The sequence below is a fragment of the Pseudomonas sp. GW821-FHT09H03 genome (assembly GCF_059415945.1).
On record NZ_JBWKOF010000020.1, the window covers coordinates 50,027 to 73,429 of the forward strand.

General features: G+C 59.2%; 21 protein-coding genes. 6 read left to right on the forward strand and 15 right to left on the reverse strand.

Going from position 1 to position 23,403, the window contains the following annotated elements; translation table 11 throughout:
- Positions 1 to 38: 38 nt before the first annotated feature.
- Positions 39 to 2,018: a DNA primase gene (gene dnaG, locus AC07OG_RS23515; protein WP_495068228.1), complete on the reverse strand. Its 1,980-nt coding sequence runs from the start codon at positions 2,016 to 2,018 to the stop codon at positions 39 to 41.
- Between the two features lie 482 nt (positions 2,019 to 2,500).
- Positions 2,501 to 2,716 (reverse strand): 30S ribosomal protein S21, encoded by a 216-nt coding sequence (gene rpsU / locus AC07OG_RS23520; RefSeq protein WP_002551877.1) that lies wholly within the window; start codon positions 2,714 to 2,716, stop codon positions 2,501 to 2,503.
- Positions 2,717 to 2,915: 199 nt separating this feature from the next.
- On the opposite strand from rpsU, the gene tsaD reads away from it, so the two are divergent.
- The gene (gene tsaD, locus AC07OG_RS23525; protein ID WP_495068229.1) at positions 2,916 to 3,941 is read left to right on the forward strand and encodes a tRNA (adenosine(37)-N6)-threonylcarbamoyltransferase complex transferase subunit TsaD; all 1,026 of its coding nucleotides are present in this window, start codon (positions 2,916 to 2,918) and stop codon (positions 3,939 to 3,941) included.
- 23 nt (positions 3,942 to 3,964) lie between these two features.
- Here the strand turns inward: tsaD and plsY are convergent, their stop codons facing one another.
- On the reverse strand, positions 3,965 to 4,534 hold the full coding sequence (plsY, locus tag AC07OG_RS23530) for a glycerol-3-phosphate 1-O-acyltransferase PlsY (protein WP_060541639.1): 570 nt from the start codon (positions 4,532 to 4,534) through the stop codon (positions 3,965 to 3,967).
- 74 nt (positions 4,535 to 4,608) lie between these two features.
- On the opposite strand from plsY, the gene folB reads away from it, so the two are divergent.
- Both folB and folK read left to right on the forward strand, forming a co-directional pair.
- Positions 4,609 to 4,965: a dihydroneopterin aldolase gene (gene folB, locus AC07OG_RS23535; RefSeq protein ID WP_060541638.1), complete on the forward strand. Its 357-nt coding sequence runs from the start codon at positions 4,609 to 4,611 to the stop codon at positions 4,963 to 4,965.
- On the forward strand, positions 4,956 to 5,474 hold the full coding sequence (folK, locus tag AC07OG_RS23540) for a 2-amino-4-hydroxy-6-hydroxymethyldihydropteridine diphosphokinase (protein ID WP_060541637.1): 519 nt from the start codon (positions 4,956 to 4,958) through the stop codon (positions 5,472 to 5,474). Before folB ends, folK begins: the two co-directional genes overlap by 10 nt.
- Positions 5,475 to 5,556: 82 nt before the next feature.
- On the opposite strand, the gene AC07OG_RS23545 is transcribed toward folK, so the two are convergent.
- From AC07OG_RS23545 to AC07OG_RS23595, 11 genes are all read right to left on the reverse strand, one after another.
- Positions 5,557 to 6,786 (reverse strand): multifunctional CCA addition/repair protein, encoded by a 1,230-nt coding sequence (locus tag AC07OG_RS23545; RefSeq protein ID WP_495068230.1) that lies wholly within the window; start codon positions 6,784 to 6,786, stop codon positions 5,557 to 5,559.
- A 63-nt stretch (positions 6,787 to 6,849) separates the two neighbouring features.
- The gene (locus AC07OG_RS23550; protein WP_495068231.1) at positions 6,850 to 8,412 is read right to left on the reverse strand and encodes a SpoVR family protein; all 1,563 of its coding nucleotides are present in this window, start codon (positions 8,410 to 8,412) and stop codon (positions 6,850 to 6,852) included.
- The gene (locus AC07OG_RS23555; protein ID WP_007980218.1) at positions 8,409 to 9,680 is read right to left on the reverse strand and encodes a YeaH/YhbH family protein; all 1,272 of its coding nucleotides are present in this window, start codon (positions 9,678 to 9,680) and stop codon (positions 8,409 to 8,411) included. Before AC07OG_RS23555 ends, AC07OG_RS23550 begins: the two co-directional genes overlap by 4 nt.
- A 141-nt stretch (positions 9,681 to 9,821) precedes the next feature.
- Positions 9,822 to 11,744, reverse strand: coding sequence for a PrkA family serine protein kinase (locus tag AC07OG_RS23560; protein WP_060541634.1), 1,923 nt, complete (start codon positions 11,742 to 11,744; stop codon positions 9,822 to 9,824).
- Between the two features lie 297 nt (positions 11,745 to 12,041).
- Positions 12,042 to 12,371 carry a thiosulfate sulfurtransferase GlpE gene (gene glpE / locus AC07OG_RS23565; protein WP_060541633.1) on the reverse strand — a complete coding sequence of 110 codons (330 nt, stop codon included), beginning with the start codon at positions 12,369 to 12,371 and terminating at the stop codon, positions 12,042 to 12,044.
- Positions 12,372 to 12,403: 32 nt separating this feature from the next.
- Positions 12,404 to 13,285 carry a symmetrical bis(5'-nucleosyl)-tetraphosphatase gene (locus tag AC07OG_RS23570; protein WP_218423737.1) on the reverse strand — a complete coding sequence of 294 codons (882 nt, stop codon included), beginning with the start codon at positions 13,283 to 13,285 and terminating at the stop codon, positions 12,404 to 12,406.
- A complete protein-coding gene (gene apaG, locus AC07OG_RS23575; protein ID WP_060541631.1) occupies positions 13,285 to 13,665 on the reverse strand; it encodes a Co2+/Mg2+ efflux facilitator ApaG/CorD in 381 nt (126 codons plus the stop codon). The genes AC07OG_RS23570 and apaG overlap by 1 nt, the downstream gene beginning before the upstream one ends.
- Before the next feature lie 114 nt (positions 13,666 to 13,779).
- Positions 13,780 to 14,598, reverse strand: coding sequence for a 16S rRNA (adenine(1518)-N(6)/adenine(1519)-N(6))-dimethyltransferase RsmA (gene rsmA, locus AC07OG_RS23580; RefSeq protein ID WP_060541630.1), 819 nt, complete (start codon positions 14,596 to 14,598; stop codon positions 13,780 to 13,782).
- Positions 14,595 to 15,584, reverse strand: a complete 990-nt coding sequence (pdxA, locus tag AC07OG_RS23585; protein ID WP_495068232.1) for a 4-hydroxythreonine-4-phosphate dehydrogenase PdxA — start codon at positions 15,582 to 15,584, stop codon at positions 14,595 to 14,597. The genes rsmA and pdxA overlap by 4 nt, the downstream gene beginning before the upstream one ends.
- Positions 15,581 to 16,903, reverse strand: a complete 1,323-nt coding sequence (gene surA, locus AC07OG_RS23590) for a peptidylprolyl isomerase SurA (RefSeq protein ID WP_218423739.1) — start codon at positions 16,901 to 16,903, stop codon at positions 15,581 to 15,583. Before surA ends, pdxA begins: the two co-directional genes overlap by 4 nt.
- A complete protein-coding gene (locus AC07OG_RS23595; protein WP_495068233.1) occupies positions 16,878 to 19,679 on the reverse strand; it encodes an LPS-assembly protein LptD in 2,802 nt (933 codons plus the stop codon). Before AC07OG_RS23595 ends, surA begins: the two co-directional genes overlap by 26 nt.
- A gap of 130 nt (positions 19,680 to 19,809) precedes the next feature.
- Between AC07OG_RS23595 and AC07OG_RS23600 the strand changes: the two genes are divergently transcribed.
- From AC07OG_RS23600 to AC07OG_RS23610, 3 genes are read left to right on the forward strand one after another with little or no spacing between them, the layout of a single operon-like run.
- The gene (locus tag AC07OG_RS23600) at positions 19,810 to 20,829 is read left to right on the forward strand and encodes an aminoglycoside phosphotransferase family protein (RefSeq protein ID WP_495068234.1); all 1,020 of its coding nucleotides are present in this window, start codon (positions 19,810 to 19,812) and stop codon (positions 20,827 to 20,829) included.
- The gene (gene murU, locus AC07OG_RS23605; RefSeq protein ID WP_495068235.1) at positions 20,826 to 21,497 is read left to right on the forward strand and encodes an N-acetylmuramate alpha-1-phosphate uridylyltransferase MurU; all 672 of its coding nucleotides are present in this window, start codon (positions 20,826 to 20,828) and stop codon (positions 21,495 to 21,497) included. The genes AC07OG_RS23600 and murU overlap by 4 nt, the downstream gene beginning before the upstream one ends.
- A 1-nt stretch (position 21,498) precedes the next feature.
- Complete coding sequence (locus AC07OG_RS23610) at positions 21,499 to 22,266, forward strand: DnaJ domain-containing protein (RefSeq protein ID WP_495068236.1); 768 nt, start codon at positions 21,499 to 21,501, stop codon at positions 22,264 to 22,266.
- A 139-nt stretch (positions 22,267 to 22,405) separates the two neighbouring features.
- Here AC07OG_RS23610 and AC07OG_RS23615 read toward each other — a convergent pair whose 3' ends face one another.
- On the reverse strand, positions 22,406 to 23,395 hold the full coding sequence (locus AC07OG_RS23615) for an alpha/beta hydrolase family protein (protein WP_495068237.1): 990 nt from the start codon (positions 23,393 to 23,395) through the stop codon (positions 22,406 to 22,408).
- Positions 23,396 to 23,403 lie beyond the last annotated feature (8 nt).

Consider the following 23,403-nt stretch of genomic DNA (forward strand, 5'->3'; position numbering starts at 1 on the left):
GCAAAAAACAAGCCGAGGATTATACCTGAGCTATGACCTCACGCGCCAGTTGAGGTCGGGTTTGGTGCAGCCATATTGCGTTTTAATAGGTCGCGCATCTGATTTGCGATCTGATTTGCTTCCTCTGCAGTCAACCCTGGCTGCTTCGCTTTCCTGATGAGTTCTTCCAGGCTATCGGTGTGTTGACCCGCTGATAACCTAGTAATGGTGTCTAAAAACTGTTGTTCAAGGTTGTCGCCCTCAATCAGCCATTCCTTTTCTGCCAGGGCCTTGAGCAAGCGACCCTGCTCCGTGCCGTGCCAGCGAGCCATCAGCTGAATAGAGTTTAGCTTAGGATTTTTTTGCACCGCTTCGATAAGGGCAACCAGCAACTGTGCGTAGGTATTGCTCTCATTGGCGAAGTGGTTGGCGGTTTCTACCTTGCCGGCCAATTGCGGGTGATGGATCAGTGTGCGTAACGCAATCAGCGTGGGTGCCTCGACAGCAATAGGCTTGCGTGGGGCGCTCGGTTGATCGCGGTCGCCGCCGCGCTTGCCGTTCTTGTCCCAAGGCTTCTTCTCCCACTTCTTGCCGCCAGCGCCGGGTTTTTTCGGCGTCCATTCCTGCTGCGGCACATACATTTCCTGTGCGTGCGGCTGATGGTAGTCGCTTAAGTCCGGCATTGCGTCGTAATCGAAGCCCGGATCGTAGGCGGGCGGCGCTTCTTGTGGCGCGCTCTGGGCCAGCTGGCTGACGGCTTCACCGCTGAGCCCGGTGATTTGCGTCAGGCGCTGGCGCATCAGTGTGCGCAGGTTGGCCCCCGGGACTTTGTCGATCAGCGGTGCTGCGAGCGTCGCCATGTGCGCCTTGCCTTCGAGCGAGCGCGGGTCCGATTCTTCGGTCAGCTGCTGGAAGAAGTAGTCCGCCAGGGGCTGTGCGTGCTGATTGATGCGTGCGCGGAAGGCGTCGGTGCCTTCGGAGCGAACCAGGGTGTCCGGGTCTTCGCCTTCGGGCAGAAACAGAAAGCGTGCGCGACGTCCGTCCTGCAGGCTCGAAAGCGTCGCTTCCAGTGCTCGCCAGGCGGCGTTGCGGCCGGCCTGGTCACCGTCGAAGCAGAACAGCACGCTGGGCACGACGCGAAACAATCGCTTGAGGTGTTCTTCGCTGGTGGCGGTGCCCAAGGTGGCGACGGCATTGCGCAGGCCTTGCTGGGCGAGGGCGATAACGTCCATGTAGCCTTCGACGACGATGATTTCGTCGAGGTTGCGATTGTTCTTGCGCGCTTCATAAAGGCCGTAGAGTTCCTGGCCTTTATGGAAGACCGGAGTTTCCGGTGAGTTCAGGTATTTCGGTTTGTCATCGCCCAGTACCCGGCCACCAAAGGCGATGATGCGCCCGCGGCTGTCGCGGATCGGAAACATGACGCGATCGCGGAAGCGATCATAGCGTTTGCCGGTTTCGGCGTTTTCGATCAGCAGGCCGGCGTCGATCATGGCTTTTTGTTGCAGGGTATCGCTGCTCAAATGCTTGAACAGGTTATCCCAGCCCGGCGGAGCGAAGCCGAGGCCGAAATCCCGGGCGATTTCGCCGGTCAGCCCGCGGCCTTTGAGGTAATCCACTGCGGCTTTGCGCGATGGGTGGCTTTTCAGGGCTTGCCGGTAGAAGTCCGCGGCAGCGCTGAGCAACGGGTACAGCGGCGAATCAGTTGGTTGCCGCGGTTTGTGCGGTCGACCGCTTTCTTCGCGGGGGATTTCCATGCCGGCGGCTTTGGCCAGTTCTTCGACGGCCTGGACGAAATCCAGGTTGTCGTGGTCCATGATGAAGCCGAGGGCGTTTCCGCCAGCGCCGCAGCCGAAGCAGTAATAGAACTGTTTGTCGGGGCTGACGCTGAAGGACGGGGTTTTCTCTTTGTGGAACGGGCAGCAGGCGGTGTGGTTCTTGCCGGCTTTTTTCAGTTGCAGGCGCGAGCTGACCACGTCGACGATGTCGGTGCGGTTCAGAAGGTCGTCAATGAAGCTCTGGGGAATTAGCCCGGCCATGGCGTTCTCGTCATCTGCGCTCAAAGGGGTCCGAAACGAAGGTTAGCCGAACGCGGGTCATTGTTAGAGGCGCGCAAGATGTGCGGCTCGACCGTTGTCGTCTGCGAAGTCGTTGTCGGGGAGTGTATCTGCCGAAAATCCACTGACGTTAATTCCAATCAGTATTCGACTATGTGAAAGTGTTGCGCTGAGTCCGCCTGCGGCCAGTCGTTGGCCTCGGATAGCTCATCATTCGGCACGCATGCAGGTGCCTTGGGCTGATCGTCGTGAGAGGAATCAGTGGGTGTGCTCGTCAGTAGCCTTGAAAGGCTCGTCAGAAAAGACGTGCACCGCTGGCAAAAGAGCCAGGTCTGACGCGGTGAAGCAGATTTGTCTTGGTCGCGTCTGCGGCTTCGACGGTGAAGCATCAAGCGTTTTACGCAAATGCCATTAGCCCGGCTGAGAGCCGGGCTTGGCAGAAGCTTGCTACGATCGTCTGTGTATTAGTACAGACGAACGGCGCGGCGCTGTTCGCGCTGAACTTTCTTGGCGTGACGCTTAACAGCGGCTGCTGCCTTGCGCTTACGCTCAGAAGTTGGCTTCTCGTAAAATTCGCGGCTACGAACTTCAGCCAGTACACCGGCTTTTTCGCAGGAGCGCTTGAAACGACGCAGAGCTACGTCGAAGGGTTCGTTCTCTTTTACTTTGACGGCTGGCATCCAGAGCTACCTTCATTCATTACCGGGGTCAACATCCTCGCGGCAAAAGTGCACTTGAAGACGTCGGTTTTTAAGGGTTGCGGATGTTAACCCCTCATCGCTCGGAATGCAAAGCCTCTGATCGAAAACCGCTGGTCGGGGCATCACGCGACGACTATTATGCGCGCCTTCGAATTCAGCCTAAACAAGGCGCAAACCCATGCTAGTACTGGGATTAGAAACCTCCTGCGACGAAACCGGCGTCGCACTTTACGACAGTGAGCGCGGCCTGCTGGCCGATGCGCTGTTCAGTCAGATCGACCTGCATCGCGCCTATGGCGGCGTGGTGCCGGAGCTGGCTTCGCGTGATCACGTCAAACGCATGCTGCCCTTGATTCGTCAGGTGTTGGCCGAGGCTGACTGCGTGCCGACAGAGATTGACGCGATCGCCTACACCGCGGGTCCTGGCCTGGTCGGTGCCTTGCTGGTGGGAGCTTCCTGCGCGCAGGCGCTGGCCTTCGCCTGGGGTATTCCGGCCCTTGGCGTGCACCACATGGAAGGTCATTTGCTGGCACCGATGCTGGAGTCGCAACCGCCGCAATTTCCGTTCGTCGCTTTGTTGGTCTCCGGTGGTCACACTCAGCTGGTGCAGGTCGATGGAATCGGTCAATACACCCTTCTGGGTGAGACGCTGGACGATGCCGCCGGTGAAGCATTCGACAAGACCGCGAAGATGATGGGCCTCCATTATCCAGGTGGCCCGGAAATCGCTCGCCTGGCAGAACAGGGTGTTGCGGGGCGCTTCGTCTTTCCGCGGCCGATGTGCGACCGCCCGGGCCTCGATTTCAGCTTCAGCGGCCTGAAAACCTTCGCGCTGAACACCTGGCAGCAGTGCGTGAGCGCCGGGGACGACAGCGAACAAGCTCGTTGCGACATCTCGCTGGCGTTCCAGCAAGCCGTGGTGGAGACTTTGACCATCAAGTGCAAGCGTGCCCTGAAAGCGGCAGGCATGAAGCGTCTGGTGATTGCCGGGGGCGTCAGTGCAAACAAGGCGCTGCGCTCTTCTCTTGAGAAGATGCTCGGAGACATGAAAGGTGACGTTTTTTATGCGCGACCGCAGTTTTGTACTGACAATGGCGCGATGATTGCGTTTGCCGGCTGCCAGCGTCTGCAGGCCGGTCAGCAGGAGAGCCTGGCGATCAGCGTGCAGGCACGTTGGCCAATGGAGCAGTTGTCGGCACTGTGAGGAGCGCCGCTCATGTGCGGCCGCTAAAAATGCCGTTCGCGCCCGGCAAACAGGTCGCGTAGATTGCCGCGATGGCGCCAGACGATCAGTCCGGTCAGTGCGCTCATGGGCAGCAGGGCCGCCGGTTCTTGCCAGGCCAGCAACGGCAGGGTCAGCGGCGTGGCAATGAGCGCGGCCAGTGAGCTGGTGCGGGTCAGGTAGAACGTCAGCAGCCAGGCGCAGACAGCCAGCAGGGCGGCGGGCGGATAGAGGCCCAGCAACATGCCGGCGGCGGTGGCGACACCCTTGCCGCCCCGAAAGCAAAAGTATATTGGGTACAAATGGCCGATGACGGCGCAGACGCCAATCCAGGCCTGCTCCTGCAGCGAAAGCCCTGCAAGGCTTGCAATCAGTACCGGCAGCAAGCCTTTGCAAAGGTCGCCGAGCAAGGTCAGGATGGCCAGTTTCTTGCCGGCCAGACGCAGCATGTTGGTGGCGCCGGCATTGCCTGAGCCACTCATTCGCGGATCCGGATTACCGGTCAGGCGGCTGAGCAAAATGGCGAAGGACAGAGAGCCGAGCAGGTAGGCGAGGATCGCCAGTAACCAAAACATGCTAACTATTCCGGGCGGGGACGCCCTGATTCTAACGGCGCATTGCGCCCTTGTCGTGTAGCGGAGAGAAGTGCTTGGACAGAGTGTTTATCAAGGGCCTGGAAGTCGACACGGTAATTGGTGCCTACGACTGGGAGCGAGGCATCCGGCAGTGCTTGCGTCTGGATTTGAGCTTCGCGTGGGATAATCGCCCGGCCGCCGCCGGTGATGACCTGACCCTGGCGCTTGACTACGCCAGCGTGTCCTCACGTATCCAGGCTTTTGCCGAGCAGGCGCAATTTCAGTTGGTCGAGACATTTGCCGAGCGTCTGGTCGAGGTGTTGATGAGTGAATTCAGCATCACCTGGGTGCGTCTCAAGCTGACCAAGCCCGGCGCCGTACCGGCTGCCACCGGTGGCGTAGGTGTGGAGATCGAGCGCGGATGTCGCTGACTCAGGTGTTCCTCGGGCTCGGTAGCAATATCGAGCGCGAAACCCATTTGCAGGCAGGTCTGGATGCTCTCGCGGCGTTTTTGGTGGATATCCGCTGCTCGGCAGTATTTGAAAGTGAGCCGGTAGGCATCAAGAGCGGATCGTTTTTCAATTTCGTGGTGTCGGCGTATACCGATTTGCCGCTGATGGAGCTGGATCGTCGCTTGAAATTCATTGAGGCGGATAACGGTCGTTACGCACCGGATCGCCGAGGTTTGCCGCTGGATATCGACGTTTTGCTCTACGGTGAGCTGGTGGGCAATTTCGATGGCTTGGTTTTGCCACGGGCCGAAATTCTGAAAAATGCCTTTGTGTTGTGGCCTTTGTCGTTGATTGCGCCGGAGCGGGTGCATCCTGGTGTCGGCAAGAGTTTCGCCACGCTGTGGGCCGAGTCGCAGATTGATCAGGTGCTGGCGCCGGTGGCGTTTGAGTGGCGTGGGGAGCAGTTGACGCCTTCGAATTTGTTGTAAGTCGCAAGACGCCTTCGCGAGCAAGCCCGTTCCCACAGGGCTTGCGCTGAACCTGTGGGAGCGGGCTTGCTCGCGAAGCTCTTCACACGGACGCAGCTTCTTTGTAAGCCTTCAATGCCTTGAGTCGTTCACGCTTGATCGCTTCACCCAGCTCCGGCCCCTTGAATCCTTTCTCCAGCAGCGGCTGCACCGCAACACTGCGCGCCGCCATCGCTGCCCCACGCAAATAATCCGCCTGTGGATAACTTCGCTGTTCCAGGCCTTTGCGTCCACGTGCATCCATTTCGCACGCGGCAATGAATTCCTCGAAGCGTTGCGGTCGACGATAAACGTCGAAGCTTTGCAGCAGCTCAAGCAGCGTTGAAGGCTTGAGTTCAAGGGCGCGATGCCCGTGGGTGTGATATTCGCCCACCAGCAGCGCCAGTTCCTGGCAATCCCTGGGTGCCTTGAAACGTTCGTTGACCGCTTTGATCAGCTTCAGGCCTTTGAACTCGTGGGCGATGTGCCGCGGCCATTCTTCCTCTGGCGTCAGGCCTTTACCCAGGTCATGCAGCAGGCTGGCCCAGCGCACGGTGAGTGGCTGTTTGTGTTGTGCGGCTTGCTGCAAGACGTTCAGGATGTGCTCGCCGGTGTCGATTTCCGGGTGATGAGCTTCAGGTTGTGGCACGCCGAAGAGTGCGTCCACTTCGGGCATCAGCACCTTCAGGGCGTCGCATTCGCGCAGTACCCGAATGAACACTTGGGGCTGATCTTCCATCAGTGCGCGGGAAATTTCCTTCCAGCTGCGTTCAGCCGTCAAAGCCTCCAGTTCGCCGGATTCGCTGAGCTGGCGCATAAGCTCCAGGGTTTCTGGGGCGACGGTGAATCCCAGTCCGGCATAACGCGCGGCGAAGCGGGCTACACGCAGAACCCTGAGCGGATCTTCGGCGAATGCCGGGGAAACGTGGCGCAGCACGCGAGCTTCCAGATCACGCTGACCATGATAAGGATCGGTCAGGTTCTGTTGATCGTCTTCGGCCATGGCGTTAATCGTCAGGTCGCGGCGAATCAGGTCTTCTTCCAGAGTCACTTCGGGGCTGGCATGAAAGGTAAAGCCGCCGTAACCGCGTCCGCTTTTGCGTTCGGTACGGGCCAGGGCGTATTCCTCACCGCTTTTGGGATGAAGAAATACCGGGAAGTCCGCACCCACTGGACGAAAGCCCTTGGCGAGCATTTCATCGGTGGTAGCACCGACCACTACCCAATCGATATCGGTGACGGGTTTGCCCAGCAGGCGATCACGTACGGCGCCGCCGACTTTATAAATCTGCATAAAAAACCTCCGTTAGCTCGACAGGATAACCGTTGCGTCGGGCTTTCGGAGGCGCAAACCTGATCAAAGATGAATGACGGCCAGGTCCAGCCGGCCGTAATCGCCTTCGCTATGCTCGTTTCTGGGTGGTACATGGTGGGTTTTCATGACCTGGTCGCCTTGCAGGGTCTCCAGGTGAATGTCGAAGCCCCAGAGGCGGTGCAGGTGTTTGAGTACTTCCTCGGTGGACTCTCCCAGGGGTTTGCGGTCGTGCTGCTGGTGGCGCAAGGTCAGGGAGCGATCGCCGCGACGATCGATGCTGTAGATCTGCACGTTCGGCTCGCGGTTGCCCAGGTTGTACTGCGCGGCCAGGGTTTCACGAATGATGCGGTAGCCGCCTTCATCGTGAATGGCCGGCACCAGCAAGTCATCCTTCTGGTCGTCATCGAGAATGCTGAACAGCTTGAGGTCGCGGATCACCTTGGGCGAAAGGTACTGCAGGATGAAGCTCTCGTCCTTGAAGCTGCTCATGGCGAACTTGATGGCTGCCAACCAGTCGGTGCCCGCGATGTCCGGGAACCAGCGGCGGTCTTCTTCCGTTGGCTCTTCGCACATGCGCCGAATGTCCCGGTACATGGCAAAACCCAGGGCGTAGGGGTTGATGCCACTGTAATAGGGGCTGTCGAAGCCGGGCTGGAACACCACGCTGGTGTGGGACGTCAGGAACTCCATCATGAAGCCGTCGGTGACCAGGCCCTCGTCGTACAAATCGTTCATCAGCGTGTAGTGCCAGAACGTTGCCCAGCCCTCGTTCATCACCTGGGTCTGGCGTTGAGGGTAAAAATACTGGGCGATCTTGCGCACGATCCTGACGATTTCCCGCTGCCAGGGCTCCAGCAACGGCGCGTGTTTTTCAATGAAGTACAGGATGTTTTCCTGGGGTTCAGCGGGGAAGCGTGCGTTGTCCTTGTCGCTGTATTTGTCCGCGCCTTTGGGGATGGTACGCCACAGATCATTGATCTGTTTCTGCATGTGCTCTTCCCGATCCTTCTGCCGGCGGCGTTCCTCTTCGGCAGAAATCGGATAGGGGCGCTTGTAGCGGTCGACCCCGTAGTTCATCAAGGCGTGGCAGGAATCCAGCAAGTCCTCGACCGCGTCGATGCCGTGGCGCTCCTCGCATTGCATGATGTACTGCTTGGCAAATACCAGGTAATCGATGATCGAACTGGCATCGGTCCAGGTACGGAACAGGTAATTGCCTTTGAAAAAGCTGTTATGGCCGTAGCAGGCGTGGGCGACGACCAATGCTTGCATGCAGATGGTGTTTTCTTCCATCAGGTAGGCAATGCACGGGTCGGAGTTGATCACGATTTCGTACGCCAGGCCCATCTGGCCGCGACTGTAGGACTTTTCGGTGCTGAGGAAGTGTTTGCCATAGGACCAGTGGTGATAACCCAGAGGCATGCCGACGGAGGCATAGGCGTCCATCATCTGCTCGGCGGTGATCACCTCGATCTGGTTAGGGTAGGTATCGAGGGCGTAGCCCGCCGCAATACGACTGATTTCGCGGTCATAGGCCTGGATCAGCTCGAATGTCCATTCTGAGCCGGTGGAAATGGGTTGGCGCTTCTGCTCTTTGGCGGTCATGTCACTAACCTGCGCTGGAAGAGTTCACGGAAGACCGGATAGATATCCCCGGCCGAGACCAGTTGTTGCTGGGCAAAGGTGTCGGAGAACGCTTCGGCGATGCGCTCGTATTCGAACCACAGGGCCTGATGTTCGCGCGGGGTAATCTCAACGTAAGTGTAGTACTGGACGAACGGCATGATCTGGTTGATCAGGATGTCGCGGCAGATCGGTGAGTCGTCGTTCCAGTTGTCGCCGTCGGAAGCCTGGGCAGCGTAGATGTTCCACTCATTGCTCGGATAACGCTCGGCCATGATCTCCTGCATCAGTTTCAAGGCGCTGGACACAATGGTCCCGCCGGTCTCGCGGGAGTAGAAAAACTCTTCCTCATCCACTTCGCGGGCGCTGGTGTGATGGCGGATGAACACGACATCGATCTTGTCGTAATTTCGCTTGAGGAACAGGTACAGCAGGATGAAGAAGCGCTTGGCGATGTCCTTGGTCGCCTGGGTCATCGACCCGGAGACATCCATCAGGCAGAACATCACGGCCTTGGAGCTGGGGTTGGGCTGCTTGATCAGCAGGTTGTACTTGAGGTCGAAAGTATCGAGAAACGGCACGCGATGAATGCGCGCGCTGAGTTTTTCGATTTCTGCTTCGATTTCCTGAATATCACCGAAGTTGTCCGGCTCTTCCTGCTTTAGTCGCAGAAGTTCTTCCTTGGCTTCGCGCAGTTTCGCCCGGCTGCTGCCGGACAGTGCGATGCGCCGCGCATGGGCTGAACGCAGGGTGCGGATGATGTTGATTCGTGACGGGTTGCCTTCGTTGCTGATCCCGGCGCGTACGGTTTTGAAAGTGTCGGTACCGGTCAGGTTGCGCTTGACCAGGTTTGGCAGTTCGAGGTCTTCGAACATGAATTCGAGGAATTCTTCCTGGGTGATCTGGAAGACGAACTCGTCCATTCCTTCGCCGGAGTTGCCAGCCTTGCCAGGACCACGGCCGCCGCCGCCTCCCGGTGGGCGCGCGATGTGCTCGCCACTGGTGAACTCCTTGTTACCCGGGTGCACGACTGTCTGTTTGCCGCCGCGACCGTGATGAAGCACCGGTTCGTCGATGTCGCGACCAGGGATGCTGATTTGCTCGCCGTGCTCCATATCCGTGATGGAGCGACGGCTGACCGCCTCTTCGACGGCTTTTTTGATGTGATCACGGTAACGCCGCAGAAACCGCTGACGGTTCACCGTGCTTTTGTTCTTGCCATTGAGGCGTCGGTCGATCACATAGCTCATAGGCCCTCCGGGGAGCTTCGAGTCATAAGCTTCAAGCTGCAAGACAGAAGCTTCAGAAACAAGCGGCGCGCGACATATGGCCACAATTACGCAAACAGCGCGTTCTCGTTGCTGCAGTGTCGCGTGCCGTTTGCAGCTCCCTTACTGGGACTTTCTCACCCTCAAGTACCACTCGGACAGCAGCCGTACCTGTTTGTCGGTGTAACCGCGTTCGACCATACGTGTAACGAAGTCGTTGTGTTTCTGCTGGTCCTCTTTGCTCGCCTTGGCGTTGAAACTGATGACTGGCAGCAGGTCCTCGGTGTTGGAGAACATTTTTTTCTCGATGACCACCCGCAGTTTTTCGTAGCTGAGCCAGGTTGGGTTCTTGCCGTTGTTGTTGGCCCGGGCGCGCAAGACGAAGTTGACGATTTCGTTGCGGAAATCCTTCGGATTGCTGATGCCGGCCGGTTTTTCGATTTTCTCCAGTTCTTCGTTCAGCGCTACGCGGTTGAGGATCTCGCCGGTTTCCGGGTCGCGGTATTCCTGGTCCTGGATCCAGAAGTCGGCGTACAGCACATAGCGATCGAAGATGTTCTGGCCGTACTCGCTATAAGACTCGAGGTAGGCGGTCTGGATCTCCTTGCCGATGAATTCGATGTAGCGCGGTGCCAGGTACTCCTTGAGGAAGCGCAGATAGCGTTCGCGGGTTTCGGCCTGGAACTGTTCCTGTTCGATCTGCTGTTCCAGCACGTAGAGCAGGTGCACCGGGTTGGCGGCGATTTCGTGTGGATCGAAGTTGAAGACCTTCGACAGAATCTTGAACGCGAAACGGGTGGAGAGGCCGTTCATGCCCTCGTCGACCCCTGCGTTATCGCGGTATTCCTGGATCGACTTGGCCTTCGGATCGGTGTCCTTGAGGTTCTCGCCGTCGTACACGCGCATCTTCGAATAGATGTTGGAATTTTCTGGCTCCTTGAGGCGCGAGAGCACAGTGAACTGGGCCAGCATCTTCAGGGTGTCGGGTGCGCAATGGGCCTTGGCCAGGGAGCTGTTGAACAGAAGCTTGTCGTAGATTTTCACTTCGTCGCTGACCCGCAGGCAGTACGGCACTTTGACGATGTAGATCCGGTCGATGAAGGCTTCGTTGTTCTTGTTGTTGCGGAAGGTGTGCCATTCCGATTCGTTGGAGTGGGCCAACAGGATCCCGGTGAACGGAATCGCGCCGAGGCCTTCGGTACTGTTGTAGTTGCCTTCCTGGGTGGCGGTCAGCAGTGGGTGCAGCACCTTGATCGGCGCCTTGAACATTTCGACGAATTCCATCAAGCCCTGGTTGGCCCGGCACAGGGCCCCCGAGTAGCTATAAGCGTCGGCGTCATTCTGTGGATATTCTTCCAGTTTGCGGATATCGACCTTACCGACCAGCGCCGAGATGTCCTGGTTGTTTTCGTCTCCCGGTTCGGTCTTGGCCACGGCGATCTGGTTAAGAATCGACGGGTAGAGTTTGACTACGCGGAACTGGCTGATGTCGCCACCGAACTCGGCCAGGCGTTTAGTGGCCCATGGCGACATGATGGTGTTGAGGTAGCGCCGCGGAATGCCGAAGTCTTCCTCGAGGATCGCGCCATCTTCGGTGGCGTTGAACAGACCCAGGGGCGATTCGAATACCGGCGAGCCCTTGATCGCGTAGAAGGGCACTTTTTCGATCAATTGTTTGAGCTTTTCGGCCAGGGACGATTTACCACCACCGACAGGACCGAGCAGGTAAAGAATCTGTTTCTTTTCCTCCAGGCCCTGAGCGGCATGGCGGAAATACGAGACGATCTGGTCGATGCATTCTTCCATCCCGTGGAAGTCTTCAAAGGCCGGATAGCGACGAATCACCTTGTTGGAGAAGATTCGCGACAGCCTCGAGTTGGTCGAGGTGTCGAGCAGTTCAGGTTCTCCGATGGCCAGCAGCAGACGCTCGGCGGCGGAAACGTAGGCGCTGCGGTCGTTTTTGCACAGCTCAAGATACTCTTGCAGAGAGAGTTCTTCCTGGCGTGTGGACTCGAAGCGTTGTTGGAAGTGGCTAAAGATACTCATGACGTCACCTCGCTCGATACGTGGAGCCGACGCCGGATCATTCAGTCGATGCTGGCAGCAATCGAACAGGCGATTGCTGTTTACCCCCCAGAACTCTCCCGGAGCTGACGACTCCGAAAGCTACTCCCGATGACCCGTGCGCCGGTGTACCGGCTCTCCCCTGTTTTGGATGGCCTGCGCTTAAGGATAGTTGGGAATTCGGGAGGTAAAGGTGAGATACGTAATTAACTGTGGCAGACCGTTCGTCTGCCTCCGCGCAAGCCCACGGAGGCCGGGGCTTGCAAGGTTACAAAAAAATTATTCAGAGGTGCCTTGCGCCGTTTCCGCAGGATAGGTCGTGCGCCACAGCTCGAAACCGCCATCCATGCTGTAGACATCGGAAAAGCCCTGGCTGATCAGGTAGGCGGCAGCACCCTGACTGGAGTTGCCGTGATAGCAGACCACCACGGTCGGTGCGTCGAGGTCGGCGCCCTGAATGAAGGCGTGCAGGGAATGGTTGTCCAGGTGTCTGGAGCCTGCGATGTGCAGGGCGGCAAAAGTGGCCGGGTCGCGGACGTCAACGACCACCGCGCCTTGCTCGCGCAGGGCCTGGGCCTGTTCCGGGGGGATACGTTTGAATTCGCTCATGTCGGGCTCCTGTGGCTCGGCTGAATGGCAGTCTAGCGCGGGGCGCTGGCTGGCGATGTTTGGGTAATGGTCGGGGCGACTGGCGGCAGGACGTGACCGTGCTCGTCGCATTTGCAGGACAGACGTTCAAGGCTGTCGACATTCATAAGGGTCAGGGCTCCGCCCCAGACGCAACCGGTATCGAGGGCCAGGATGCCCGGCACCTCACTCTTGCCTTCCAGTGCGGCCCAATGGCCAAAGATGATTTTCAGGTCTTTGGTCTTGCGTTCCAGGTGATGGAACCAGGGCTTGTAGCCGGGTGGTGCAGTGCCGAGGCCTTCTTTGCTTTTGAGGTCAAGCTTGCCTTCGGCGGTGCAGAAGCGCATGCGCGTGAAATAGTTGGTGATTACACGCAGGCGCGTCACGCCTTTGAGGTCGCTGTCCCATTTCGCCGGGTCGTTGCCGTACATCCCGTCGAGATAAAGCGGCAGCAAGTTGTCGTCGCGCAATGCAGTCTCGACTTCGGCTGCAAGCTTCAGGGCTTTGCGCAGCGACCACTGGGGTGGAATACCGGCATGGACCAGGGCCACATTTCGTTGCTCGTCGTAGTGCATGAGCTTTTGCTGGCGCAGCCATTCGAGCAGCTCGGTGCAATCCGGGGCTTCGATAATCTCGCGCAGGGTATCCGACTTTTTCAGTCGTTCGATGTTGCGACCGGCGGCCAGCAGGTGCAAGTCGTGATTGCCCAGCACGCACACCAGCGATTCGCGGATGCTATAGAGGAAGCGCAGGGTTTCCAGCGATTGCGGGCCGCGGTTGACCAGGTCGCCCACCAGCCAGAGTCGATCCCGTTGTGGATCGAAGTCGACTTGCTTGAGCAGGCATTGCAGTGCTTGCAGGCAGCCTTGCAGATCGCCGACCGCGTAAGTTGCCATCAGTGCAAGGCTCCGGGCACCGCCAGGCGAAAGGGCGCGATGATGGCGTCGAAATGTTTGCCATCGTCGGCCAGCATCTGATAGGTGCCTTGCATCGTGCCGACTTTGGAGGTCATCACAGTGCCGCTGCTGTAGGTGTGGCTTTTGCCAGGCTCGATCAACGGCTGTTGGCCAACCACGCCTGCACCGCGCACTTCTTCGACATGCCCGTCACCATCGGTGATTACCCAATGCCGCGACAGCAGCTGGGCGGGGACCAGGCCATTGTTTTGCACGGTAATGGTGTAGGCGAAGGCAAAGCGTTCGTGCTCGGGTTGCGATTGTTCTGCCAGATAGCGGGTGACGACGCTGACGTCGACCTGATAGCGAGGATCGGACATGCAAGGGGCCTTAAAAACGAAGCGGGACGCGGGGCGAAGCTGATGGATTCAGTCTAGGCCAAGTATCGGGTAGTAAACCAGAGTGGCGTCCTACCCGATAGCGCTCATCGCCTGTCAGTCTGCGGCAGGCGTCTGTACGACTTGTTCGCTGAGCTTGTCAGCCAGTCGCACAAAGGCAGCCAGGTCGAGTTGCTCCGGGCGCAGACTGCCGTCGACACCGGCGGCAGTGATCTCGTCGTTGCTCAGCAGCAGCTTGAGCGTGTTACGCAGGGTTTTGCGACGCTGGTTGAACGCTTCGCGCACGACGCGCTCCAGCAGGCGGTGATCCTTGGCTGGATGCGGCAGTACCGCGTGAGGCACCAGGCGCACGATGGCTGAATCGACTTTTGGTGGCGGGTTGAACGCCCCCGGCCCAACGTTGAACAGATGCTCGACCCGGCAGTGGTACTGGACCATGATCGACAACCGGCCCCAATCGCCGCCGCCGGGACCTGCCGCCAAGCGCTCGACCACTTCCTTTTGCAGCATGAAGTGCATGTCGCGAATCAGGTGCGAGTTGTGCAGCAGGTGAAAAATCAGCGGCGTCGAGATGTTGTACGGCAGGTTGCCGACCACGCGCAGGCTGCCCGGCGCAGCATTCAGGCTGTTGAAGTCGAACTTCAGCGCATCACCCTGATGCAGGTTGAAGTTGCTTCTGCCGGCAAACTGCTGGTTGAGGATCGGGATCAGGTCCTTGTCCAGTTCCACCACGTCGAGCTGGGCGCCGCTGCTGAGCAGGCCTTGGGTCAGTGCACCCTGGCCAGGGCCGATTTCCAGCAAGCGGTCTTCGGCCTTGGCATGGATGGAGCGCAGGATGCGGTCGATAACGCCGGCATCGTGCAGGAAGTTCTGGCCAAAGCGTTTGCGCGCCTTGTGTTGGTATTGCTCGGTCATAAACGGGTCTCGGCCATCTGGTAGGCGGTTTCCAGGGCGACTTGCAGGCTGCCGGTGTCGATCTTGCCGCTGCCGGCCAGGTCCAGGGCGGTGCCATGGTCGACCGAGGTGCGGATGATCGGCAAGCCGAGGGTCACGTTGACTGCCGCGCCGAAGCCTTTGTACTTCAGCACCGGCAAGCCCTGGTCATGGTACATCGCCAGCACTGCGTCGCAGTGCTCCAGATATTTGGGGGTAAACAGAGTGTCGGCGGGCAGGGGGCCACGAAGGTCCATTCCCTCGCTGCGCAGGCGCTCTAATGTGGGTTCGATGATATCGATTTCTTCATGGCCCAGGTGTCCGCCTTCACCGGCGTGGGGGTTGAGCCCGCAGACCAGGATGCGCGGCCGGGCGATGCCGAACTTGTTTTGCAGATCGGCATGCAGGATGCGTGTGACTTGCTCCAGACGCAGCGGCGTGATCGCATCGGCAATCTCGCGCAGGGGCAGGTGGGTGGTCACCAGGGCTACACGCAATCCGCGTGTAGCCAGCATCATTACCACTTGTGCGGTATGGGTCAGGTCGGCGAGAAATTCCGTGTGTCCGGAAAAAGCGATCCCCGACTCGTTGATCACGCCCTTGTGCACGGGGGCAGTGATCATGCCGGCGAAATGCCCGTCCAGGCAGCCCTGGCCGGCCCGGGTGAGGGTTTCCAGGACGAACGCGGCATTGGCCTTGTCCAGTTGTCCGGCTGTGACCCTGGCGTTGAGCGGGGTATCCCAGACGTACAGGCTGTTGGCTGGCGCCGGTGCATCCGGCCAGTTGTCCGGGGTCACTGGCAACAAATCGACAGCCACGCCCAACTGCGTGGCCCGCTCGGAGAGCAGGTCACGGCTGGTAATGGCAATAAGGGGGTATGGCTGGGCTTGCGAGGCGAGCAGCAGGCACAGGTCGGGACCTATGCCGGCTGGTTCGCCGGGTGTCAGCGCGAAACGTTGGGGTTTCACTGCGCTGCCTGGTCTGCGCCAGGGAGTTTGATTTCTACGTACGCTTCGTCACGGATCTGACGCAGCCAGGTTTGCAGTTCTTCGTCGTATTTGCGGTTACGCAGTACGGTCATCGCCTGTTGCTCGCGAGCCTGGGCGGTGCTGTCGGTGGCGCGACGGCCAAGGACTTCCAGAACATGCCAGCCGTATTGAGTCTGGAAAGGGCGCGACAGCTGACCTTGAGGGGTCTTGGCCATCACTTCGCGGAACTCGGGCACCAATGCGTTCGGGTCGATCCAGTTCAGGTCACCGCCGTTGAGGGCAGATCCCGGATCTTCCGAGTAGCTTTTCGCCAGCTCGCCGAAGTCTTCACCCGATTCGATACGGGTATAGAGCGAATCGGCCAGCGCCTTGGTTTTTGCTTCGTCGCGAATCGGGCTTGGCTTGACCAGGATGTGACGCACATGCACTTCATCGCGCATCTGGGTTTCGCCGCCACGCTTGTCGAGGATCTTCAGGATAATGAAGCCCCCCGGGGTGCGCATAGGCTGGGTCACGTCGCCAACGGTCATGCTGCTGAGCAGGCGATCGAACGGAGGTGGCAGTTGAGCGGCTTTACGCCAGCCCATGTCGCCGCCTTCCAGTGCGGTTTCGCTGGCGGACTTGGCAATGGCCAGTTGAGCAAAGTCAGCACCTTGCTTGAGCTGCTGGTAAACCGCGTCGGCCTGTCTGGCAGCATTCTGAATCGCTTCGGAATTGGCGCTTTCCGGCGTGGGAATCAGGATGTTGGCCAGGCGGAACTCTTCGGACAGCTGCATTTTGCCAAGGTCGGAAGCCAGGAAGTTCTTCACTTCCTGCTCGGAGACCTGGATGCGTTCGGCGACGCGGCGCTGACGGACACGGCTGATCACCATTTCGCGACGAATCTGCTCACGTGCGTCGTCGTAAGACAGGCCATCGTGAGCCAGGGCTGCGCGGAACTGTTCGATCGACATGTTGTTGCGCTGGGCGATGGTGCCGACAGCCTGGTTCAGCTCTTCGTCGGTAATGCGGATGCCGGAGCGCTCGCCGATCTGCAATTGCAGGTTTTCGACGATCAGACGCTCAAGTACCTGCTGCTCCAGCACGCTGGCTGGCGGCACGGCAGAACCACGCTTGGCAATGGTTTGCTGAACTTCATTGACCCGACGGTCCAGTTGGCTCTGCATGACCACGTCGTTGTCGACGATGGCCACCACTTTGTCGATGGACTGCACTGCGGCGCTCGCCGCAGTACTCAGGAACAGCGCGCCCAGCATCAGCGGGCGCAGACAATCAGAAAGCTTGGTCTTCACGTTCACGATAACCTTGAATGCCTTTGTCGAGGAAGCTCTCTACTTTGGAGCCGGTAAGGCCGCCGAGTCCCTTCAGAACAATTTGGAGGAAGACGCCATGGTCGCCTTTTTCGTTTTCAGGTGCTTCCTGACTGAATTCGTCATAGGAAACCCAGTAACGGTTGATCAGGCGCAGTTTCCAGCAGCAGTTGTCGTACTCGAAACCACCGAAGGCTTCCAGGGTACGGTTTTGGTTGTAGTCATACTGCCAGCGGCTGATGAGGTTCCATTGTTGCACGATCGGCCAGATCACCGAGAAATCGTGCTGTACGATCTTGTAGTAATCCTTCACGTAGCCAGGCTGGCCTGGAGTGCCGTAGTCACCGCCACCGACGGTCCATTTACCAGTGTTCTGGTCGTAACGGACCTGGTCATTACGATAGCGATAGCCGGCGTTGATGACCTTGTTCGGATTGTCTTCAGGCTGGTAGTGGAACATCGCGCTGCCCGAGCGAGGGCTGCGGCTGTCCGGGTCCCAGTTGTAGTCGGCCGTGGTGCGCCAGTCGCGGTTCCAGCGGTACTCGTATTCCAGTGCGTAAGGCGAAACGTCGGAATGCGCATCTTCACGGGTCTTGGCATCGATGCCCGGCAACTGGACTTCGCGATCCTTGAAGTACAAGGCCTGGCCGACGCTGACGCGTTGACGCTCGAAGCCATCGTCTTCGATCCAGCGGCTGGTCACGCCCAGGGACAGCTTGTTCTCGTCGCCGACACGGTCGGCACCGGAGAAGCGGTTGTCACGGAACAGCGACGCATAGTTGAAGGTGTATTCGCTGGTATCGAATACCGGGATGTCTTCCTGGTCTTCCTCTGGTACGTAGAGGTAGAACAGGCGTGGTTCGAGAGTCTGGCGGTAGTTCTTGCCGAACCATTGGGTGTTGCGATCGAAGTACAGGCCGCTGTCGACGCTGGCGATCGGCACCGCACGGTTCTGATTACTGTCGAAAGTCCCCAGGAGCTTGTCCTGTTCTGGAGTCTGACCGTCGATAAAGGCTTTGCCTTGACTGTCCAGGTCCAGTTGGTACTGAGTGTATTGGTACTTGAGCGACGGCTTGAGGAACCCATAAGTCCAGTTCAGCGGCAGGCTGACCACAGGTGCAAGGTTCAGGCGGTCGCCGTTTGCGCGCGCCAGGCCGACGACGTTGGTATCAAGGCGGGGTGCCACATTACCGTCTTCATCGGTGAAACTGCCGTTTTGCAGATCCCGGTCGAACCGTACGAGTTCAGTGTTGTACGTGAAATCGAGACCACCCGGATGATACGGCAGCGCACCATCGAAGGTGATCTGCGGCAACCGGTCATACGGCGTGATGTTGGAAACGCTTGCCAGCTCATAGGCATGGGCATTCAGGCGAGCGGTGTAGCTGTCACCACGGTAGGTGATGGAGCCTTGCTGGTTCACGTAGTCAGCGCTTTTCACGCCAATCTGGTCAGTCTGCAGATCCTGGAAGTAATACGGATCGCTGATTTCGGTGTAGTCGACCTGCGCGAGGGTCCGCGAGTCGAGGCCACCCTTGTGCTGCCAGTTATACATGTAGCGGTCTTTCTGGTAATCGCTCTGCAGCTTGCGATCGTCGTTCTCGTCGCTGAGGTACGCCGCACCGAACTGACCTTCGCTGGATTTGGTCAGGTAGCGGAACTCGCCTTCCATCAACAGGCCGCGATCGGACATGTAGCGTGGATACAACGTGGCATCGTAGTTCGGCGCCAGGTTGAAGTAATACGGCGTAACCAGCATGAAGCCGGTATCGCTGCCGGTACCAATGGTCGGCGGCAGGAAGCCGGACTGGCGACGGTCGTCGATCGGGAAGTAAATGTACGGCGTGTACAGGATCGGAATGTCCTTGACCCGCAGTGTCACGTTGGTCGCGGTACCGAAGCCGGTGGCCGGGTTCAGGGTGATGTTGTTGCCCTTGAGCTGCCAGGCGTTGCTGTTCGGTTCGCAGGTGGTGTACGTACCGTCCTTGAGACGGATGATCGCGTTTTCCGCACGTTTGGCGTACAGCGCGTTGCCGCGGATACGGGACTTGTGCATCACGTATTCGGCGTTGTCGACTTTGGCTTCACCGGTGTCGAGCTGCACATCGGCGTGGTCGCCGACGATCAGGGCGCCGTTGTCGCGGATGCGTACGTCACCATTGAGTTCGGCGCGGCTCTCGGCCTGATACAGGCTGGCCTCGTCGGATTCGACCTGCATGCTGCCCTGACGCAACACCACGTCACCGGCCAGCGTGCCGACCTGGTTTTCGGTGTTGTAGCGCGAAGCCTTGGCGCCGATGAAGGTCGGTGCGTCACTTTTATTCGTCTTGTCGCTCATGCCAGGACGAATCGGCTCGATATAGGAACCAGAGCAATAAGGACCGGTTTCGGCCAATTGTGCTGCGGTGAGCTTATCGCGGGGAACCCAGTCGAGGTGACTGTAGTCTTCGCTACGCGACTTCAGGCCACGGCCCTTGGCTTCGGTGACCAGCGCCGTCTTGGCGACTGTTGCTTCGCCGGAACCGCTCTCGGCAGCTGGGGCCTCGCCGGTTGCGGAGACTGCACTGCCGTCATGCACGGGACGTGGCGGCAAAGCAGCTGCCGACGTCTTCGGCGCGCAATTCCAGGCACCCGAAGCCGAGACGGAGCAGTCATACTGTTCCGCGGCGACGACGAACGAAGTGGCGAGGGGTTGCAGTGCCAGCAAACTGCCGGTTACCAGCAACGGAAATTTTTTACGAAACGCGGGGGATTTCAATGCCATCTTATTAGTCCGGGCTTCCTGCGTGCCATCTGCCCGCGGTGTGGGCCGCACGCCTCTCGATGGTCTGAAAAAGATGCTGGATAATAAAGCATGACCCGCTTGACGGCTAGCGCCGTCGGAGACCCTTGCAATGCCTGACCAAGATGTACGTTTGCAACACCTGAAAGTTTGGCTCGACGAACAGCTGGCAAACCTTTACGCGGCACAGGGTTGGGGGAGCGTACCCCCGGCCACACTGACCGCGGCCAGCAGCGACGCAAGTTTTCGGCGGTACTTCCGCTGGGAAGGCGCAGGCAGAAGTTTTGTCGTCATGGATGCCCCTCCGCCCCAGGAGAACTGCAAACCTTTCGTGGATATCGCTTTTTTGCTGGCGAAATCCGGAATAAATGTGCCAAAAATTTATGCTGAAGACCTCGAACGCGGTTTTCTTTTGCTCAATGACCTGGGCAATAAGACTTATCTGGATGTAATCGACAGCGAAAACGCCGACGATTTGTTCAAGGATGCCCTGCAAGCGCTGCTGGCTTTCCAGCAGTTGCCGATGGTGGCGCCGCTGCCGAGCTACGACGTGGCACTGTTGCGTCGCGAGCTTGAGTTGTTTCCCGAGTGGTACGTGAAGCGCGAACTGGGAATCGAGCTCGATTCGGCACAGCAGGCCTTGTGGCAACAGGTCAGCGACCTGCTGATCGACAGCGCCCTGGTCCAACCCAAAGTCCTGGTGCATCGCGACTACATGCCGCGCAACCTGATGCTCAGTGAGCCGAACCCAGGGGTGCTGGACTTCCAGGACGCGGTGTATGGACCGGTCACCTACGACGTGACCTGCCTGTTCAAGGACGCCTTCCTCAGTTGGCCAGAAGAGCGTGTGCGCGGCTGGCTCCAGCTTTACTGGCAGCAGGCGGGCGCTCTGGGCATTCCCGTGCAACCGGATTTCGAGGAATTCCTGCGTGCCAGCGACCTGATGGGTGTGCAGCGCCATCTGAAGGTCATCGGTATCTTTGCCCGCATCTGCCATCGCGACGGCAAGCCGCGTTATCTGGGTGACGTGCCGCGTTTCTTCGCTTACATAGAAGCAGTGGTCGCCCGCCGTCCTGAACTGGCCGCGTTGGGTGAACTGCTGACGAGTCTGCGTGCTGGAGCGAATGCATGAAGGCAATAATTCTGGCTGCGGGCAAAGGCGAGCGCATGCGTCCGCTGACGCTCACTACGCCAAAACCGCTGGTACGCGCGGGCGGCGTGCCCTTGATCGAATATCACCTGCGCGCGCTGGCCGCTGCCGGGTTTACCGAGATCGTCATCAACCATGCATGGCTCGGTCAGCAGATCGAAGACTATCTGGGCGATGGCTCGCGTTTCGGGGTGAGCATTCAGTACTCGGCCGAAGGTGAGCCACTGGAAACCGGTGGCGGGATTTTCCGCGCCTTGGCGCTGTTGGGCGACGAAGCCTTTCTGGTGGTCAACGGTGATGTCTGGACCGATTACGATTTCAGTGTGCTGCATCAGCCTATCAGCGGCCTGGCTCACCTGGTGCTGGCCGACAACCCGGCCCATCATCCGGGCGGAGATTTCAGCCTGATTGGTACCCAGGTGAGTGACGGTCAACCACAAGCCGCTACCCTGACCTACAGTGGGATCGCGGTACTGCACCCACAGTTGTTCGATGGCTGTGCGGCCGGTGCCTTCAAGCTCGCGCCGCTTTTGCGCAAAGCCATGGCGGATGGGCAAGTGACGGGAGAGCGATTGAAGGGGCATTGGGTTGATGTCGGTACTCACGAACGTCTGGCTGAAGTCGAAGCATTGCTAGAAGCGAGCCGCTGACATGTTGTGGCCAGGGACTCTGATTGGAGCCGGAGCGGGCTTTGCCATCGCCAGTATTCCGGGGGCCATGCTCGGCGCGTTGTTGGGACAGGCGCTGGATCGGCGCTTGAACCTGCAGAGCTGGGGGCATTTGCGGGAAAAGCTGGGCGGTCGCCCGATGCTGCGCAACGATGAGCTGCTGTTCGTTTTACTGGGACGCCTGGCCAAGTGTGACGGACGGGTGCTGGGCGGACATATCCAGCAGGCGCGTGCGGAAATGCGCTCCCTGGAGATGTCCGAATCGGCCCAGCGTCGGGCGATTGCCGCATTCAACCGTGGCAAGTCGGGCCGCGATCGGCTTCGCAGTTATCTGCGTCGCTTGGGGGCCCAGCCCCACGCGGCCGAAGGCGTACTGCGCGCCTGCTGGCGGATGATTTGGGCTGACGGTCGTGCGGGTGGCAACGAGCTCGAACTGATCTCCCAGTGGGGCAAGTGGCTGGGCTGGGATGACTGGCAGGTGCAGGCGCTGGCTCGCGATTATGAGCCGCAGAAGCGCCCGTTAGGCAACAGCACCGCGACCTATCAGGATGCGTTGCGGCTATTGGGGGTTTCGGCCACCAGTGAGCCGGCGCAGATCAAACGTGCCTATCGGCGCCTGCTCAGTCGCCATCACCCAGACAAGATTGCCGGCAGTGGCGCTACGGCAATGCAGGTTCGCGAGGCTACTGACAAGACTCGTGAGCTGCATAACGCCTACACATTGATTCGGCAGCGGCGGGATTTCCGCTGACCCGGGCTGAAGTGTTGTTTGTGCTGCCTTCTTCGCGGGCAAGCCACGCTCCCACAGGTTTTATGTCGATCACAAAAGTTGCATGCGACTCAAATCCTGTGGGAGCGTGGCTTGCCCGCGATGAGGACGACCCGGTCTGTCAGTCTGCCGCATTCTGCGGATTCAACCAGCCCCGCACCCGGCGCACCAGTTGTTCCTGCTGCGCCTTGTTGTCACCGGGGATTGCCTTGAGCGCGACCTGACTGAACGCCGTCGTCTTCACGCGTTTGCTGGCCTGCAGGCGGGCGAGCGCCGCGTTGCGATCAGCCGGCTTGTCCATATAGAAGATGTCAGCAGTGGGCAACTTCAATGTGGGCGCGAGTTCATCCAGTTCGGGTTTTGCCTGCGCGGGCGTTTGAGCGGCGACCATGATGAATTTTTCGATCTGTGGTGGTTGCCTCTCGCTCAGATAGCGTGCAGTCCAGTAGGCACCCGTACCGTGCCCCAGCACTACGATGCTGCGAGCACTCTGTTGTTCGGCGAATGCGATAGCGGCGTCGATCCGGGTGAAAATTCGTTCGGCATCGGCCTTTGTGTGTTCCTCGGGAGTTTCGATCGTTGGCTTGTCGACTACATCCGCCTCGCCGCCGGCTGCCTGTTCGATAGGCGCAGCGGTGGTCGAGTCTTTGCTGGCGCTCTCGGGTGTCTTCACCACGGGTGCCACTTCAGCGACTCTTGGCGCAATGGCATCGCTTTGCAGGTCGGGCAAGGTGATACTGAGGCTGCTCCAGTCGGCATCCGGCAATTTACGCCGCAATGGACCGATTGCCTGCGGCCAGTCGACTGTTTCACCAGCGCCCGGGATGATTATCACCGCGCCTTTGGCATCGGCGGTATTGGCCGGCTTCCACAGGGCCAGAAATGTGTCGCTGCCTGCTTGTAACTGCTGCTGCTCCTGAGTCGGTATTTTCCGCTCAAGTGCTGTTGCCTCTTCCTGGCTACGCTCTGGCAGCGGCTGACGTTCGAGTGGTTTTTCTTCTGCGGGCTTTTGCTCGGCAGGCAGCGGATCGGCCGCCTCGACGGAAAAAGCGCAAGGCAGGATCAACGACAGGCACAATGCTGGCAGCGCCAGGCGGTAGACAGGGGGCATCGGATATT

Bases quoted from the DNA above. Each gene is read 5' to 3' on its own strand.
- rsmA (WP_060541630.1), bottom strand. From the start codon at position 14,598: ATGACCGAGCAATACCAACACAAGGCGCGCAAACGCTTTGGCCAGAAC.
- glpE (WP_060541633.1), bottom strand. From the start codon at position 12,371: ATGAGCGAATTCAAACGTATCCCCCCGGAACAGGCCCAGGCCCTGCGC.
- dnaG (WP_495068228.1), bottom strand. From the start codon at position 2,018: ATGGCCGGGCTAATTCCCCAGAGCTTCATTGACGACCTTCTGAACCGC.
- AC07OG_RS23610 (WP_495068236.1), top strand. From the start codon at position 21,499: ATGTTGTGGCCAGGGACTCTGATTGGAGCCGGAGCGGGCTTTGCCATC.
- AC07OG_RS23615 (WP_495068237.1), bottom strand. From the start codon at position 23,395: ATGCCCCCTGTCTACCGCCTGGCGCTGCCAGCATTGTGCCTGTCGTTG.
- rpsU (WP_002551877.1), bottom strand. From the start codon at position 2,716: ATGCCAGCCGTCAAAGTAAAAGAGAACGAACCCTTCGACGTAGCTCTG.
- folK (WP_060541637.1), top strand. From the start codon at position 4,956: ATGTCGCTGACTCAGGTGTTCCTCGGGCTCGGTAGCAATATCGAGCGC.
- tsaD (WP_495068229.1), top strand. From the start codon at position 2,916: ATGCTAGTACTGGGATTAGAAACCTCCTGCGACGAAACCGGCGTCGCA.
- AC07OG_RS23570 (WP_218423737.1), bottom strand. From the start codon at position 13,285: ATGGCAACTTACGCGGTCGGCGATCTGCAAGGCTGCCTGCAAGCACTG.
- AC07OG_RS23560 (WP_060541634.1), bottom strand. From the start codon at position 11,744: ATGAGTATCTTTAGCCACTTCCAACAACGCTTCGAGTCCACACGCCAG.
- AC07OG_RS23550 (WP_495068231.1), bottom strand. From the start codon at position 8,412: ATGACCGCCAAAGAGCAGAAGCGCCAACCCATTTCCACCGGCTCAGAA.
- murU (WP_495068235.1), top strand. From the start codon at position 20,826: ATGAAGGCAATAATTCTGGCTGCGGGCAAAGGCGAGCGCATGCGTCCG.
- apaG (WP_060541631.1), bottom strand. From the start codon at position 13,665: ATGTCCGATCCTCGCTATCAGGTCGACGTCAGCGTCGTCACCCGCTAT.
- AC07OG_RS23600 (WP_495068234.1), top strand. From the start codon at position 19,810: ATGCCTGACCAAGATGTACGTTTGCAACACCTGAAAGTTTGGCTCGAC.
- plsY (WP_060541639.1), bottom strand. From the start codon at position 4,534: ATGTTTTGGTTACTGGCGATCCTCGCCTACCTGCTCGGCTCTCTGTCC.
- AC07OG_RS23595 (WP_495068233.1), bottom strand. From the start codon at position 19,679: ATGGCATTGAAATCCCCCGCGTTTCGTAAAAAATTTCCGTTGCTGGTA.
- AC07OG_RS23545 (WP_495068230.1), bottom strand. From the start codon at position 6,786: ATGCAGATTTATAAAGTCGGCGGCGCCGTACGTGATCGCCTGCTGGGC.
- AC07OG_RS23555 (WP_007980218.1), bottom strand. From the start codon at position 9,680: ATGAGCTATGTGATCGACCGACGCCTCAATGGCAAGAACAAAAGCACG.